Here is a 14153-nt window from a genome sequence, read left to right on the forward strand (position 1 = left end):
TGGCATCAGCCCTTCATGGCGGCAGCTTCGTCGAGCGCGGCGAGCTGCGTCGCCGCCAGGCGCCCGCCATATGTCTTCTGCAGGTTTTCCGCCGTAAAGGCATCTGCAACCGGGCCGGCGGCGACAGTGCCGCCGTTCAGGAACAGGACGTGCGAGAAATAGACAGGCACCGTTTCCAGATCATGATGGACGACAAGCACTGTCTTGCCCTCTGAAAGAAGCTTCTTGAGCACGTCGACAATCGCCCGCTCCGTCGCGGCGTCAACTCCGGCAAAGGGCTCATCCATCAGGTAGACCCTGGCATCCTGCGCAAGCGCGCGGGCCAGGAACACCCGTTGCTGCTGGCCTCCGGAAAGCTGCCCTATCTGTCGGTCGGCGAAGGCCTCCATGCCGACAAGCGCCAGCATTTCGTGCGCCCGCTCTTTGTCGCGCCGTCCTGGCCAGCGCAGCCAGCCAATCCGCCGGTAAAGCCCCATCGTCACGACGTCGAGCGCGGTTGCGGGAAAATCCCAGTCGACGGATGAGCGTTGCGGCACATAGGCGATATCGCGGCGCGCCTCGTCGATCGGCCGCCCGAAGACGCCAACCTCGCCAGAAAGCTTCGGAATGAGACCGAGGGAGCCTTTGAGGAACGTGGATTTTCCCGCACCGTTGGGCCCGACAATCGCCGTCAGTTCGCCTTCAGGGGCCGTAAAGCTCGCGTTCCAGAGCACGGGCTTGCGGTCGTAGGCAACCGTCAGGCCCGATACGGAAAAAGGGCTCTTCGGGTCGAGCGTTGCGCTCTGACCGGCTTCTTTCAGGCCCCTTCCGCCGGTATTTGCCGCCTGATCCATCACAGCCCCGCCCCCAGCTTGGCATCCATGCCGCGTTCGGGCGCGTCGCCGCCAAGCGCCAGCGCAATGCGTGTCACGTTGTGATCGATCATTCCGATATAGGTTCCTTCGTAGGTCCCGGGCGCGCCCATGGCGTCGGAGAAGAGTTCACCGCCGATCTTAACATCATGGCCTTGCGCCGCAGCGCCCTCGACGAGTGCCTTCACATTGCGCTCGGACACCGAGGATTCCACAAACACAGCCCCGACGTCGCGGCTGACGATGAGGTTCACAAGTTCCTCAACTCGCTGCAGTCCGGCTTCGCTTTGGGTGGAGATGCCTTGCACGCCGAGCACCTCGATACCGTAGTCGCGCCCGAGGTAGCCGAAGGCGTCATGCGCGGTCACCAGAATGCGCTGTTCTTCGGGTATGCTTGCTATGACGTCGCTGGCATAGGCATGGAGACGATCCATCTCCGCCAGATAGACCTTGGCATTTTTCTCGAAGGTCGCCTTGCCGTCGGGGTCGAGTTCGCCGAGCGACGCCTGGATTCCGGCAACCACCTGGCGCCAGAGTTTCGGGCTCATCCACACGTGCGGGTCGAAACGGTCCTCGTAGGTTTCGCTCGCGCGCCTTTCCTCGACCGGGATCACTTCGGCGGCGAAAATGACGGGCTTGCGTTCTTTCAGCTTCAGGAGAAGCTCCTCAAGCTGCGCCTCCAGGTAAAGGCCGTTTGCGAATATGGCGTCGGCCCTGCCCATCTTCACCACGTCGGATCGCGTCTGCCAGTAGGAGTGTGGATCGACCCCCTCCCCGATCAGGTTCGTAACCTCGACACGGTCTCCGCCGATGCGCTGGACGGCATCCCCGATCATACCCACCGTTGTGACGATGTTCAGCTTTTCCACGGCCTTAACCGGCGAAACCGCAAGGATTGCCGCACCGGCGACCGCCAACATCGCTGTCAAAAAAGCCCGTCGAACCAACACCATCCACATTCCTCCACATGAAATCGTGGTCGTCCATCAAACACTGCGGTCATCGTAATTGCAAATAGTTCGCAAAAGCAATGGCAACTTTTGAAATGCCCGCACACTCATAAACGCTGCGGAAACAAGCGAATCGGGTTGCTTTCGCCACCTTGATGGTTCAATTCACGATGAAGTTATTTACGCGGATCGCCGGTTATAAGATTTACGGGCCCACCAAACGAAAGGCTGTCATGAGCGATCTGGTCCACGAGCGGCACTTCGACCCCCGGCACGGTGAGGCGGTCGGCTTGAGCGACGCGGTGCGCCGCATCACCGCGCGCAACCCGAGTCCGTTCACCTTTCATGGCACGAACACCTATCTGGTCGGCCGCTCCGAGATCGCCGTCATCGATCCGGGCCCCGAAGATGAAACCCATGTCGCGAACATTCTCGCAGCCGCCGGGCGCGCGCCCATTGCCGCCATCCTGGTTTCACATACTCACCGCGACCATTCGCCCGCGGCGCGCATGCTGAAAGCATTGACCGGCGCCCCTGTCATCGGCTGTGCGCCCCATCTCGCCGCTCGCCCCCTTCTCAAAGGCGAAATCAACCCGCTGGACGCGAGTTCGGACTCCGAGCATTCACCGGACCGAGTGATGAAAGAGGGCGACGCGATCATGGTGGACGGGCTAAAGCTAACGGCCCTTGAAACGCCCGGTCATACCGCCAACCACCTTTGTTTCGCACTCGATGAAGGGGACATTCTCTTCTCCGCCGATCACGTCATGGCCTGGTCGACATCCATCATCGCCCCGCCCGACGGCTCCATGCGCGCCTATATGGCTTCCCTCGACAAGCTCATGAAGCGTGACAACCGCATCTACTTCCCCGGCCATGGCGGTCCGGTGAACGAACCGCAAAGATACCTGCGCGGGCTGAAGGCACATCGCCACCAGCGCGCGGCGGCGATCCTGCGCCGGCTTGCCGCCGGTGACCGCTTCATTCCGGAGATGGTCGAGAAAATCTACGCTTCCACGGACAAACGCCTGCATAAGGCCGCCGCCCTGTCGGTTCTGGCGCAGATGGAGGCGCTGGTTGAGGAAGGAAAGGTCATGGCAAATGGTCCCGTAACCCTCGGCACCGCATACCGCCTCGCCTGAACTCCGGCCGAATTTGCTTGTCATCGGAAGCTTTTCGGGAATTTGTAATCGATCGGCAATTTGCCGCGATCGAGAAGGATTTTGCCAGCATGTCCATTCGCGCGGTTCTTTTCGACAAGGACGGAACGCTCGTCGATTTTCACAAGACATGGGCACCGACTTTTCATGCCTTGATCGAAGAGGTTACAGGAAAGGACTGGACGCAGATGCTGCGCCTGAGCGAGGCTTGCGAATACGACCTTGAAAATCGCACCTTCCTTCCGGGTTCACGCGCCATCGCGGGAACGAACGACGATTTCATCGATGCCTGGGTTGAAATTCTCGGGCTGTCCGACAGTCAGGCCTTTTTGAGGGAGATGGACGAGGCGCTTGGCCGCTTCAGCCTCGACCATGTCTCGCCGTTCGACGATCTCATCCATGTGCTTGACCGCCTTGCCGGCCAAGATATCGTGCTCGGCATCGCCACGAACGATGCAGAGGTGTCAGCCAGGGCCCAGTTGCAGGCGATGGGCATCGCCGAAAGGTTTCCCCATCTCTATGGCTATGACAGCGGCCACGGGGCGAAGCCGGATCCCGGCATGGTCCACGCGTTCTGCGAAGCCGCACGCGTCTTGCCGGGCGAAGTGGTGATGGTCGGCGACAGCTTGCACGACATGCACGCCGGCCGGGCGGCCGGTACCCGGACGTTGGCGGTTACGACCGGGCCCACCGGCCGCGATGTCCTCCTTCCTCACGCGGATCACGTGGCCGATAGCCTTACCGATGGCTGCTTCTGGATCGAGAGTTTGAGGACATAAGGCGAGGGATTCACTGGACAGGCTTCTCCTTCGGCACATAGATTTCGAAAAACGACGGCCCCACCGAACCGAGGCCGGCCTTCCCGAGGAGACTGCCCATGCCTTCACCCGCCATGCCGGGCCTGATGCAGGACTGGCCGCTCACCTGCAACCGCATTCTCGACCATGCGGCGATCCAGCATCCGAACCGGGACATCGTCTCCCGCAGCGTCGAAGGTGAAATTCACCGCACGACCTATCGTGAATTGCGCGCCCGCGCCTTGCGGCTTGCCAAGCGGCTGGAAAAATGGGGCCTGAAGGAAGGCGAGCGGGCGGCGACCCTTGCCTGGAACACATGGCGTCATATGGAAGCCTGGTACGGTGTCATGGGCGTCGGCGGCATTTATCATACCGTCAATCCGCGCCTGTTCCCCGATCAGATTGCCTGGATCGTCAACCACGCCGAAGACCGGCTGATCTTGGTCGACTCGACCTTCGTTCCCCTCCTGGAGAACATCTGGCCGCAGTTGAAGACGATCGAACTCGTCGTGGTGCTGACAAACGCTGCCCACATGCCGGGCACCTCGCTCCCCGCCGTCCCTTACGAAGAGTGGCTGGCGGAAGTCGATGGCGATTTCGCGTGGAAAGCGCTTGACGAGCGCGCCGCCGCCGGCATGTGCTACACCTCCGGCACGACGGGAAATCCGAAGGGTGTCGTCTATTCGCACCGCTCCAACGTGCTCCATGCGATGTCGGCCAGCGTGCCCGATATGCTGGGCCTTTCCTCCCGTGACCGGGTCATGCCGGTTGTTCCACTTTTTCACGCCAACGGTTGGTCGCTCGCATTCAGCGCGCCGATGGCCGGGTCCGCCCTCGTCCTTCCGGGCCCGCGGATGGACGGCGAGGCGATCTGGGAACTGCTTGATAGAGAACACGTAACGCTCACCGCAGCCGTCCCCACCGTCTGGCTGATGCTGCTGCAATACCTGGAAACGACCGGAATGACGCTTCCCTGGCTCGAACGCGTGGTGATCGGCGGCTCCGCCTGCCCGCGCGCGATGACGGAGAAATTCGAGAACGTCTACAATGTCCGCGTCATGCATGCCTGGGGCATGACGGAGATGAGCCCGATCGGTTCCGTCTGCACGTTGAAGCCGGAAGTTGCTGATGTCGATGGTTCCGCACTTCTCGACATTCAGGAAAAACAGGGGCACGCCCCCTTCGGCGTGGAAATGAAGATCACTGACGACGATGGCAATCCCAGGCCCTGGGACGGCAGGACGTTCGGCAGGTTGAAGGTTCGCGGGCCAGCCGTCGCAAGCTCCTATTTCAAGGGCGACGGCGGCGAAATCCTCGACGACGAGGGATATTTCGACACCGGCGACGTCGCTCACATCGACGAGTTCGGCTACATGCAGATCACCGACCGCGCCAAGGACGTGATCAAGTCGGGCGGGGAGTGGATTTCCACGATCGATCTCGAAAACATCGCCGTCGGCCATCCCGATGTCGCCGAAGCCGCGGTGATCGGCGTGGCGCATCCCAAGTGGGACGAGCGGCCTCTGCTCGTCATCGTTCCGCGTGAGGGAAAATCGCCGGACAAGGCGGATGTGCTTGCCTTCATGGACGGCAAGATCGCCAAATGGTGGATGCCCAACGACGTCGTAATAGTTGATGAAATCCCGCATACGGCGACGGGCAAGATTAAGAAGACAAAGCTCCGCGAGCAGTTCTCGGATTATTCCTTCCCGGATTAGGCCGAAGGCTTCCAGCGTGCTTCGCAAACGTGCTAAACGGTCGTGATGCCACGATGTTTCCTCGCGGTTTGCCTGTACGAAGGGACGCCGGGGCGGTTGTTTGCACGGGCGGAGCATGCATAAGCACATTCCCATTCGCCGGCCCAGGACGGCGCGGATCGGCTATCGGGCCGGCCTCTTCGCCGTGCCCGTGCTGGTGGTTGGCGCCCTGGCTCATCGTGCCGGCATGATTTCGGAAATCGAGCTCCTGCCAATCATGGCATTCGGCTTCGCGCTCGGTGCCGTCGCCGTCGTCGCGAGCCTAATCGCGCTTGTCTCGCTTTGGGAAAAGGGCGGCGTCGGCTGGAGTGCCGCGGTACGCGGCGTGATTTACGGTGGAATTGCGCTCGTGCCACTCAGCTTCGGGCTTTACGGCCTTCTCGCCTACCCCAGGCTTGCCGACATCAGCACCGACATCGAAAATCCGCCGATGCTTGTGGATTATGACCGGCCCGAACCGAGCGAAGCCGACAGGCAGTTGCAGCGGGAGGCCTATTCCGACCTCGTCCCCCGTCGTTTCCGGGTATTGCCGGAGGAACTTCACAACGCCGCCCGGCAGGTGGTGGAGCGAAACGGCTGGACGGTCACCTCCCAAACCCCGCCGGACTTGCGGGGCGTGCCAAGCCGGATCCAGGCGGAAGTGCGAACGCTGCTTTTTGGCTTTACGGATTATATCGCAATCCGCGTCGAACCGGATCCCTTCGGCGCCCGCCTTGATGTACGTTCCGCGTCCCTTGTCGGCGAGCACGATCTCGGCGCCAATGCCGAGCGCATCCGGATCTTCCAGGAAGATCTCGATGCCGTACTGCTCGAAGCTTTCGGAGCGCTTGAGCCCATCTCCGAAGACGAGGAGGCACCTCCCCCACCGCCCGAATTGCCCCTGCTCTCCGAAGTTCCCTATGAGGAGCGCCTCGGCCCGCCGCCCTTGCCGGTCGTAAAGCCTGCACCGGGCGAGCAGGAGACAGACGGCGAGTTGATCGACCCTCTGGAGGAATTTCCGGAGGATCTTCGCGAGATTTACGTTGACGAGCCAGCCGAGGGCTAAACCTTTTTCCCGAAAGGATGACGAGAATGCCGCTGACCAATGTTCAGACGCGCGACGTGGAAGCTCTTCTTCACCCCTATACCCCCCTTCACAAGCTGCGTGAAACGGGTCCATTGGTGCTTGACCATGGCGAGGGCGTGTATGTCTACGATACGCAGGGAAAGCGTTATATCGAGGGCATGTCTGGGCTGTGGTGCGCCGGCCTCGGCTTCGGCGACAAGGAGTTGATCGAAGCTGCGAAGGAGCAGCTCGACCGCCTCCCCTATTACCACCTTTTTGGCGGTAAGAGCGTGGAGCCGGCGATCGAGCTTGCCGAAAAACTGAAGGAAATAGCCCCTTTCGAGGCTTCCAAGGTGTTCTTCACCTCATCTGGCTCGGAAGCCAACGATACCCAGGTGAAGCTTGCTTGGTACTACAATAATGCCCGAGGCCGGCCGGAGAAGAAAAAGATCATCTCGCGCCAGAAGGCCTATCACGGGGTGACGATCGTATCGGCCTCGCTCACGGGCCTGCCCAACAACCACTGCGATTTCGACCTTCCGGTCGACCGGATCCTGCATACCGATTGCCCGCATCACTATCGCTTCGGCGAACCCGGCGAAACGGAGCAGGAATTCACTGCCCGTATCGTGCGAAACCTCGAAGATCTCATCGCACGTGAGGGGCCGGACACGATCGCGGCTTTCATTGCCGAGCCTATCATGGGTGCCGGCGGCGTCATCGTACCGCCGGCGGGATATTTCGAGGCGGTGCAGGCGGTGCTTACCGAGCACGATATCCTTTTCATCGCGGATGAGGTGATCACCGGTTTCGGGCGCACCGGCAACTGGTGGGGAAGCGAGACCTTCGGCATCGCGCCGGACACCGTTTCGGTCGCAAAGCAGCTCACCTCCGCTTACGCCCCGCTCGGCGCGGTCATGATCTCCGATGACCTTTACCAGGCCTTCGTCGAGGAATCGGCGAAAATCGGCGTCTTCGGCCACGGCTTCACATACGGCGGGCATCCGCTTGGCTGCGCGCTCGGCGTCAAGGCCATCGAGATTTATCAGAGCCGCGACATCCTCGCCCGCGTCCGTGCCCTTGCGCCATATTTCCAGGAGCGTCTGGAGCGTCTGCGCGATCATCCGGTCGTAGGCGAAGTACGTTTCAAAGGGCTCGTCGGCGGCGTGGAGCTTGTTGCGGACAAGGCGACGAAACGTCCCTTCGCCGCGAATCACGCTGTCGGTGGCATTTGCGCCAAGCATCTGGAAAACCACGGCGCGATCCTGCGCGCCATCGGCGACACGATCGCCCTTTGCCCTCCGATGGTCATCACAAGTGAAGAGCTTTCGGAGTTGTTCGACAGCCTGGAAAAGGCGCTCGACGATACCGAGGCGACGGTGAAGCGAAACAACCTGCGCCAGGTATAAGAATCTGTTTTTTCTCAAATCTCGTCATTCAGGCGTCGAACTACGGCGCGCCCGTAATGTGGCCGGTCTTTTGCTTCGTTAACCGTCAGGAAATACCGAATTGTAACAATACGATAAAGATTGTGACTGGCATCGCGGCAAAGGTAGGCGTCATCCTTACATTTGCCAAGATTGCACACGATGTGTGCAGCCGCACCGTCAAGAGACGGATTCGTCGGCGAAGGAACGGCAGCGGAAGACTGGAATGGAGGCTCCGGCCCGCACCGCGAAAGCCCGGCGGCAATACCAACGCCGTATGAAGCGGCAAGAAACGGACTGTAGTTATGAGTGCGCAAGTCAAGAAATCGGATGAGCAGGGCCCGCGACCGGAGCTGCAAAAGCTCTACAAGCCAGTCGGCATCCAGGCAATTACCGCAGCGACGCTCTGCCGCAAGAGTGTGGCTCCCGTGAAGGCGAAGTCGTCGAAGCACTGAAGCCTGTTTCGTACGGGCATGACGGTTCGCACGACAGGCCACGGCCCCGGAGCGCTTTCTGACCGGCCGGGTTCGACCGTTCGACAGGAAATCGCTCCAGGAACATTACCTTGAGCAGGCCTCCGGGCGTCTCGCGCCCGCTCAGAAGATGACCCTACGCCCTGGCCTGGGATAGGCCGCATTCGCGGCCAACTTGAAACCGGCCGATCCCGGACCGGTCTGCGGGGCGATGCGTATTTTTCCCTCCCCCTTTTCCGCCGCCGCTTTTGCCCTGAAACTGTGGTGAATGCCGAATCGCAGCCGGGGACAATCGCGATGATAACGGCCTACCTCCCATCGACCTCCGGAATGGAGCGCGTGCAGGTCGCCGAGGGAAGCCCGGTGCCGACCACCGCCCTTTGGATAGACCTTTACAAACCCACCAACGAAGAGCGCGAGAAAGCGGAAAAGCTGATCGGCGCTCACATTCCCACCGCCCAGGAAATGTCGCAGATCGAGACGTCCGAGCGGCTCTACGAGGAAGCGGGGGCGCTTGTCATGACGATGGTCATGCCCATGGCCGTGCGGGAGCCGGATTTGAAAATTTCCTCGCTCACCTTCGTTCTCAACGCGCGCCGCCTGGTCACCGTGCGCCATGGAGAATCCACCTCCGTTGCCATGAGCACCAAACGCGCCCAGGTCGACACCACCGTTCCCCACACCGGCCCGGGCGCAATGTTCCTGCTGCTCGACGCGATAATCGATCGCGCGGCCGACGAGGTGGAGAAGGCGTCAGCGGAATTCGACGCCATGTCGCTGAATGTGTTTGAAGGCCGCATAAGCGCACGAAAAAGCCAGGACTACAAGGATGCTATCCGGGCGATCGGCCAGATCGGGTTAAAGGTGGCCAGGATGCATGACGTCTGCGCCACCATGTCCCGCCTGCTCCTGTTTCTGTCGCTCCACCGCAAGACGGTGGCGATGACGCCGGATCAGCAGGCTGCCTGCAAGTCGCTCGGTCGAGACATTCACTCGATCCGCGAGCATGCGGATTCGCTCGACAACAAGCTGAATTTCCTGCTCGATGCCACCGTTGGCCTCGTCACGCTGGAGCAAAACCAGATCATCAAGATCTTCTCGGTGCTCGCCGTCATCTTCCTGCCGCCAACCTTGATCGCCTCCATCTACGGCATGAATTTCGAGAGGATGCCGGAACTGCACTGGGCCTACGGCTATCCCTTCTCGATCGGCGTCATGGTGCTGTCGGTCTTTCTGACCTTCCTGTTCTTCCGCTGGCGAAAGTTACTGTAGCTGCGCCTCAGGGGTAGAGACGCAGCTTCTCCCACTTGCCCTCTGGCGTATCCCGCCTGAAGACGATCCTGTCGTGCAGGCGGAAAGGGCGGTCGTGCCAGAATTCGATCTGGAGGGGAAGGATGCGAAAGCCGGACCAGTGCTCAGGCCGGGGAATGTCGCCAAATCCGAATTTCGCCGTATAGCGCGCCACTTCCTTTTCCAGTGCGAAGCGGCTTTCAAGCGGGCGCGACTGTTTGGAGGCCCAGGCGCCGATGCGGCTGCCGCGCGGGCGCGAGCGGTAGTATTCGTCAGCCTCTTCGTCGGGCACGGCTTCCACAACCCCGCGTACGCGAATTTGCCGTCGAAGCGATTTCCAGTGGAAACATAGCGCGGCTTTCTTCTGGCCTAGGATTTCCTGTCCCTTCGCGCTTTCCAGGTTCGTATAAAAGACGAAACCTGCATCGTCGAAGCCCTTCAGGAGAACCATGCGCACATTCGGCAGTCCCGTCTCGTCCACCGTGGCCAGCGCCATGGCGTTCGGGTCGTTCGGCTCGGACTTGCCGGCGTCCTCAAACCATTCTGCGAACAGCCGGAATGGATTCACAGCTTCCGCAAAGTTACTGTTTGTTAAGAGTTCTGCCGGAATCTCGGAATTGTCCGTCATTGTGGCTCCCATGAATGCACGGCGCCAGAAAAAGGCTGGAAAAGCGGCCTTGCGGACCCGGAGGTCCCACTAGCCGATGCTCATACCGACTTATACCGCGAAGAACATGATGCGCCAGTTCCGTTTCGCCCAAATTCGTCGGGGCCGGTTTCGGTGCGGCCTGCGTGTCGGCGCGTTGATCGCCTCTGCCGGCATGCTTGCCGCCTGCGGCTCGATGCCCGCCCACATCGGCAGCGACGATGTGACCTCCCCGCTCGATCTTACCGGCTCCATCGACGGTGCGCACAATACCGCCGATGCGGATATCGGCATCGACGACCGGAAAGCCATCGCCTTTGCGCTTGCAGTCGGTCCAACTTCCGTCTCCAGGCCTGCCGCCTTCACCTGGTCCAATCCGGTCAGCGGAAATTCGGGGACGATCATCTCGCTCAAGGAAGAAAGCGTTCCCTTCGGTACGGAGTGCTCGCGGTTCGAGACGACGGCGAACACCATCGGCGGCGTGCGCGCCTATACCGGCCTCGCCTGCCGGGATGCCAACACGAACTGGACGATCGTCGATCTTCGGGCAAAGGACGCCACGCTGGAAGAAGCCGAGACGGCGAAATCCTGACGAGGCTTGCTTTTCCGGCGGCATTCGGCCGATATGCAGCGTGGTTTATCGCCACGGCCTTGAACAATTTCCTGTCTGGAATTAATTCCTATCAACCCCCATATGGATCATCGGTAGCGGACCGGTGTATATGCAGGGGTAAGGAATAGTATGGCAGTAACCGAGATGAGAGATCCCTACACCGTGCTCGGCGTGCCGAAGTCGGCAAGCGAGGCGGATATCAAGAAAGCCTACCGGAAGCTTGCGAAGAAGTATCACCCCGACCAGAACAAGGGCGATCCGAAGGCGCAGGAGCGGTTTTCCGAGGCGACCCAGGCCTATGACATTCTCGCCGACAGGGAAAAGCGGGCACAGTTCGACCGTGGCGAGATCGACGCCGAGGGCAAGCCTCGCTTCCAGCAGGCGCACGGCTTTGAAGGGTTTTCCGATTTCGACGCATTTCGCAAGGCGGGCGCGCAGCGCGGCTACCGCTTCGAGCAATCGGGCGGCGGCGCTTTCGACGATATCCTGGGCGACATTCTGGGCGGCTTCGGCAGCAGGCGGCGGACGGGGGCGGGCCCCGGCGCCGGCGCGCGTTCGGGCTTTGCCCAGCAGCCTCGCGCGAAGCGCGGACAGGATGCGAACGCCACAGTGAAGGTGCCGCTTGAAAAGCTGGCTCACGGCGGCTCCATGCGCGTTGCCTTGCCGACAGGCAAGACGCTCGACGTGAAGCTGCCGGCGGGCACGATGGACGGCGAGAAGATCCGCCTCAAGGGTCAGGGCTTTGCCGGCGAGAACGGCGGCAGCGCGGGCGATGCGATCATCGAGGTCCGCCTCATCCCGCATCCGCTCTTCAAGGTCGATGGAGATGATCTGCGCCTCGACCTTCCGATAACGCTCTATGAGGCGGTGCTTGGCGAAAAGGTTCGCGTGCCGACGCTTGATGGCGCAGTCAACCTGAAGGTGCCGGAAAATTCCAATGGCGGACGCACCATGCGCCTCAAGGGCAAGGGTCTGCCCAACAAGTCCGGCGGGCGTGGCGATCTGCTGGTAACGCTGCGCGTCACTCTGCCCGAAAACGCGGATGAGGAACTGCGAAAGCTCATGCTCTCCTGGAGGGAGGTGAAGCCCTACCGCGCGCGCGGGCCGGAGTTCGACTGAGCGGATTTAAGAAGCCCGCATCTTTATCCCTCAGCGGCTTGCGCACGCAGCCAACCGATTGTTTTTCCCACCGCCAGCCGATCCCTTCGTTCTTGGGCGAATACCATGCGGATCCCGGCCGGCAAATTCAAAGCCAGGTCCCTGAATGGGCGGATCAATGCGCCTGTGGCCAGCGCATCGCCGACCAATCGATGGCGCGCCAGAGCGATCCCGAGCCCCTGCTCCGCCGCGCGGAGCACAAGGTCGGAAGAGGAAAAGCGCGGGCCGGCGCGAACGTCGAGTTGGTCCGGCCCGAAGCGTTCTTTCCACATTGCCCAAGATGCGCTGGGATCGCGGTCGTGCAGGAGTTTGCCCCTGGCAAGCGTTGAGATATCCGACGGCATTCCAAGCGCGCGCCAGCATGACGGGCTCATGACCGGGTAAAGCGCATCGTCCATCAACGGTTCGCCCGCCGGGTTCGCCGATCGGCCTCCTCCCATCCGGATTGCCAGGTCGGCCCCTCGCTCGCCTGGATCGCCGATCCGTTGATCGACGATGATCGAGAGTTCTATCCACGGATACTCGGCCTCGAAATCACCGAGGCGCGGCAACAGCCATCGCGCGGCAAAAGACGGCGTCGTTTCGATGGTAACGGCGTTGGGCGGATGGATTTCCCGTATCGACCGGATTGCCTCTTCTATGCCGGAAAACGACTTCACGAGATCCCGTCCCAGGGCTTCGCCCGCGGCGGTAAAGCGTATCAATCGCTGTCCTTTATTGCGTTCGATGATCGGCGTGTCGATCCATGCCTCAAGATCCCTCACGAGCCGGCTCACCGCGGAATGCGTGACGCCCAGCATTCGCGCCGCCGAGCGGACGCCCCCCGTTTCGTAAACGGCTGCGAAGGCACGCAGCATGTTGAGCGGCAGAGTCTGCATGGTCGCAAAAATAGACCAAAATGGGCGAACTATGAACCGTTGCCGCGTGAAATTATCGCTAACCTCCACCCAAATGAATGAGGTCGGCAATATGGGGTTTTTGATCGATGGACGCTGGGTCGATGACGACGACTGGTCATCCGGCTCTGGCGAATTCACCCGCTCCGGCAGCACGGCGGACAATACCCTTTCGCATGACATCGGATCGGAGATTGCCGGCGGTACGGGTCGCTTTGTGCTCGTCGCATCGCTCAGTTGCCCATGGTCGCACAGCGTGCTTATTGCTCGCACGCTAAAGGGACTTGAGGAAAATCTCCCTCTCCAGATCGCCGGAGGTCCCCGAGTCCAGGGGTATGCCCTGGATCGCTCCGGCCCTTTGGCTCACTCAGAAATCGGCAAGAGGCAACATATCCACGAACTCTATGTCGAGAGCGATCCTTCCTATTCGGGCCGTGCGACCGTTCCCATTATTTGGGACAGGCAGGACAAACAAATCGTAAGCAACGATTCCGCCAAGATCATGCGCGGTCTCGACGATGTGCCCAAGGCCGGGGCCGTAGTGCTGGCCCCTGAGTTCCTGCGCCATGAAATCGATAAACTGAACGCGCTCATCTACACCCGGCTTTCGAACGGCGTCTATCGCGCCGGGCTCGCGCGCAGCCAGGCCGCTTACAATGAAGCCGTTGCTTGCGTGTTCGATACTCTGGAAAATCTGGACAAACGGTTGGAGACCCGCCGCTACCTCTTCGGATCGGCGGTCACGGAAACCGACTGGCGCCTGTTCACGACACTTGTCCGGTTTGACGCCGTCTATGCGACGCACTTCAGGTGCACGCGCTATCGATTGACCGATTTTCCCAATCTCTGGGCTTATGCGCGGGATCTGTATCAGTGGGAAGGCATTGCGGACACCATCGATTTTTCTGAAATCCTGGCGGGCTACTACCTCAACGATGGCGACAGAAATCCCCACCGCATTATCGCCGAAAGGCCCGATGCCGATTGGCTGGCTCCTCCCGTGCGAGACCATCTCGGCTCGCGCACGGTTTTTGCCCGGCACGAAACTTTGGACGTTATGGAACGTTCCTTGCCCGAGAAAGCCGACTGA

14 protein-coding genes are annotated in these 14153 nt (G+C 60.9%); 10 read left to right on the forward strand and 4 right to left on the reverse strand.

The features are described from left to right. Positions 1-5: 5 nt before the first annotated feature. Both HPQ64_RS18430 and HPQ64_RS18435 read right to left on the reverse strand, forming a co-directional pair. Positions 6-833 (reverse strand): metal ABC transporter ATP-binding protein, encoded by an 828-nt coding sequence (locus HPQ64_RS18430; RefSeq protein ID WP_172890093.1) that lies wholly within the window; start codon positions 831-833, stop codon positions 6-8. Next, positions 833-1771, reverse strand: coding sequence for a metal ABC transporter solute-binding protein, Zn/Mn family (locus HPQ64_RS18435; RefSeq protein WP_246270823.1), 939 nt, complete (start codon positions 1769-1771; stop codon positions 833-835). Before HPQ64_RS18435 ends, HPQ64_RS18430 begins: the two co-directional genes overlap by 1 nt. A 263-nt stretch (positions 1772-2034) precedes the next feature. On the opposite strand from HPQ64_RS18435, the gene HPQ64_RS18440 reads away from it, so the two are divergent. The 7 genes from HPQ64_RS18440 to HPQ64_RS18470 all read left to right on the forward strand — a co-directional run bounded on the left by HPQ64_RS18440 (position 2035) and on the right by HPQ64_RS18470 (position 9732). Then, positions 2035-2943: an MBL fold metallo-hydrolase gene (locus HPQ64_RS18440; RefSeq protein WP_172890095.1), complete on the forward strand. Its 909-nt coding sequence runs from the start codon at positions 2035-2037 to the stop codon at positions 2941-2943. Positions 2944-3032: 89 nt separating this feature from the next. Next, complete coding sequence (locus HPQ64_RS18445) at positions 3033-3740, forward strand: HAD family hydrolase (RefSeq protein WP_172890096.1); 708 nt, start codon at positions 3033-3035, stop codon at positions 3738-3740. Between the two features lie 113 nt (positions 3741-3853). After that, positions 3854-5476, forward strand: coding sequence for a long-chain-fatty-acid--CoA ligase (locus tag HPQ64_RS18450; protein ID WP_172890409.1), 1623 nt, complete (start codon positions 3854-3856; stop codon positions 5474-5476). A 115-nt stretch (positions 5477-5591) separates the two neighbouring features. After that, a complete protein-coding gene (locus HPQ64_RS18455; protein WP_172890097.1) occupies positions 5592-6560 on the forward strand; it encodes a DUF1499 domain-containing protein in 969 nt (322 codons plus the stop codon). Positions 6561-6586: 26 nt separating this feature from the next. Beyond that, the gene (locus HPQ64_RS18460; protein WP_172890098.1) at positions 6587-7969 is read left to right on the forward strand and encodes an aspartate aminotransferase family protein; all 1383 of its coding nucleotides are present in this window, start codon (positions 6587-6589) and stop codon (positions 7967-7969) included. A gap of 323 nt (positions 7970-8292) precedes the next feature. After that, positions 8293-8442 carry a hypothetical protein gene (locus HPQ64_RS18465; protein WP_172890099.1) on the forward strand — a complete coding sequence of 50 codons (150 nt, stop codon included), beginning with the start codon at positions 8293-8295 and terminating at the stop codon, positions 8440-8442. A 315-nt stretch (positions 8443-8757) separates the two neighbouring features. Then, on the forward strand, positions 8758-9732 hold the full coding sequence (locus tag HPQ64_RS18470; protein WP_172890100.1) for a magnesium transporter CorA family protein: 975 nt from the start codon (positions 8758-8760) through the stop codon (positions 9730-9732). A gap of 7 nt (positions 9733-9739) precedes the next feature. Here HPQ64_RS18470 and pdxH read toward each other — a convergent pair whose 3' ends face one another. Beyond that, positions 9740-10378, reverse strand: a complete 639-nt coding sequence (gene pdxH / locus HPQ64_RS18475) for a pyridoxamine 5'-phosphate oxidase (protein ID WP_172890101.1) — start codon at positions 10376-10378, stop codon at positions 9740-9742. Between the two features lie 76 nt (positions 10379-10454). Between pdxH and HPQ64_RS18480 the strand changes: the two genes are divergently transcribed. Further along, on the forward strand, positions 10455-10988 hold the full coding sequence (locus HPQ64_RS18480) for an RT0821/Lpp0805 family surface protein (protein WP_172890102.1): 534 nt from the start codon (positions 10455-10457) through the stop codon (positions 10986-10988). Between the two features lie 165 nt (positions 10989-11153). Continuing rightward, positions 11154-12128 (forward strand): DnaJ C-terminal domain-containing protein, encoded by a 975-nt coding sequence (locus tag HPQ64_RS18485; protein ID WP_172890410.1) that lies wholly within the window; start codon positions 11154-11156, stop codon positions 12126-12128. 23 nt (positions 12129-12151) lie between these two features. Here HPQ64_RS18485 and HPQ64_RS18490 read toward each other — a convergent pair whose 3' ends face one another. Beyond that, positions 12152-13045 carry a LysR substrate-binding domain-containing protein gene (locus HPQ64_RS18490; RefSeq protein ID WP_172890103.1) on the reverse strand — a complete coding sequence of 298 codons (894 nt, stop codon included), beginning with the start codon at positions 13043-13045 and terminating at the stop codon, positions 12152-12154. Here HPQ64_RS18490 and HPQ64_RS18495 point away from each other — a divergent pair. After that, on the forward strand, positions 13044-14153 hold the full coding sequence (locus HPQ64_RS18495) for a glutathione S-transferase C-terminal domain-containing protein (protein ID WP_172890104.1): 1110 nt from the start codon (positions 13044-13046) through the stop codon (positions 14151-14153). The two genes, HPQ64_RS18490 and HPQ64_RS18495, sit on opposite strands and share 2 nt — an antisense overlap.

The sequence above is a fragment of the Hongsoonwoonella zoysiae genome, assembly GCF_013266695.1.
Classification (GTDB): Bacteria; Pseudomonadota; Alphaproteobacteria; order Rhizobiales; family Stappiaceae; genus Hongsoonwoonella; species Hongsoonwoonella zoysiae.

What these genes read in the sequence shown, in the direction of transcription:
- HPQ64_RS18430 (WP_172890093.1), bottom strand. Translation starts at nt 833, where the DNA reads ATGGATCAGGCGGCAAATACCGGCGGAAGGGGCCTGAAAGAAGCCGGT.
- HPQ64_RS18435 (WP_246270823.1), bottom strand. Translation starts at nt 1,771, where the DNA reads ATGTTGGCGGTCGCCGGTGCGGCAATCCTTGCGGTTTCGCCGGTTAAG.
- HPQ64_RS18440 (WP_172890095.1), top strand. Translation starts at nt 2,035, where the DNA reads ATGAGCGATCTGGTCCACGAGCGGCACTTCGACCCCCGGCACGGTGAG.
- HPQ64_RS18445 (WP_172890096.1), top strand. Translation starts at nt 3,033, where the DNA reads ATGTCCATTCGCGCGGTTCTTTTCGACAAGGACGGAACGCTCGTCGAT.
- HPQ64_RS18450 (WP_172890409.1), top strand. Translation starts at nt 3,854, where the DNA reads ATGCCGGGCCTGATGCAGGACTGGCCGCTCACCTGCAACCGCATTCTC.
- HPQ64_RS18455 (WP_172890097.1), top strand. Translation starts at nt 5,592, where the DNA reads ATGCATAAGCACATTCCCATTCGCCGGCCCAGGACGGCGCGGATCGGC.
- HPQ64_RS18460 (WP_172890098.1), top strand. Translation starts at nt 6,587, where the DNA reads ATGCCGCTGACCAATGTTCAGACGCGCGACGTGGAAGCTCTTCTTCAC.
- HPQ64_RS18465 (WP_172890099.1), top strand. Translation starts at nt 8,293, where the DNA reads ATGAGTGCGCAAGTCAAGAAATCGGATGAGCAGGGCCCGCGACCGGAG.
- HPQ64_RS18470 (WP_172890100.1), top strand. Translation starts at nt 8,758, where the DNA reads ATGATAACGGCCTACCTCCCATCGACCTCCGGAATGGAGCGCGTGCAG.
- pdxH (WP_172890101.1), bottom strand. Translation starts at nt 10,378, where the DNA reads ATGACGGACAATTCCGAGATTCCGGCAGAACTCTTAACAAACAGTAAC.
- HPQ64_RS18480 (WP_172890102.1), top strand. Translation starts at nt 10,455, where the DNA reads ATGCTCATACCGACTTATACCGCGAAGAACATGATGCGCCAGTTCCGT.
- HPQ64_RS18485 (WP_172890410.1), top strand. Translation starts at nt 11,154, where the DNA reads ATGAGAGATCCCTACACCGTGCTCGGCGTGCCGAAGTCGGCAAGCGAG.
- HPQ64_RS18495 (WP_172890104.1), top strand. Translation starts at nt 13,044, where the DNA reads ATGGTCGCAAAAATAGACCAAAATGGGCGAACTATGAACCGTTGCCGC.
- HPQ64_RS18490 (WP_172890103.1), bottom strand. Translation starts at nt 13,045, where the DNA reads ATGCAGACTCTGCCGCTCAACATGCTGCGTGCCTTCGCAGCCGTTTAC.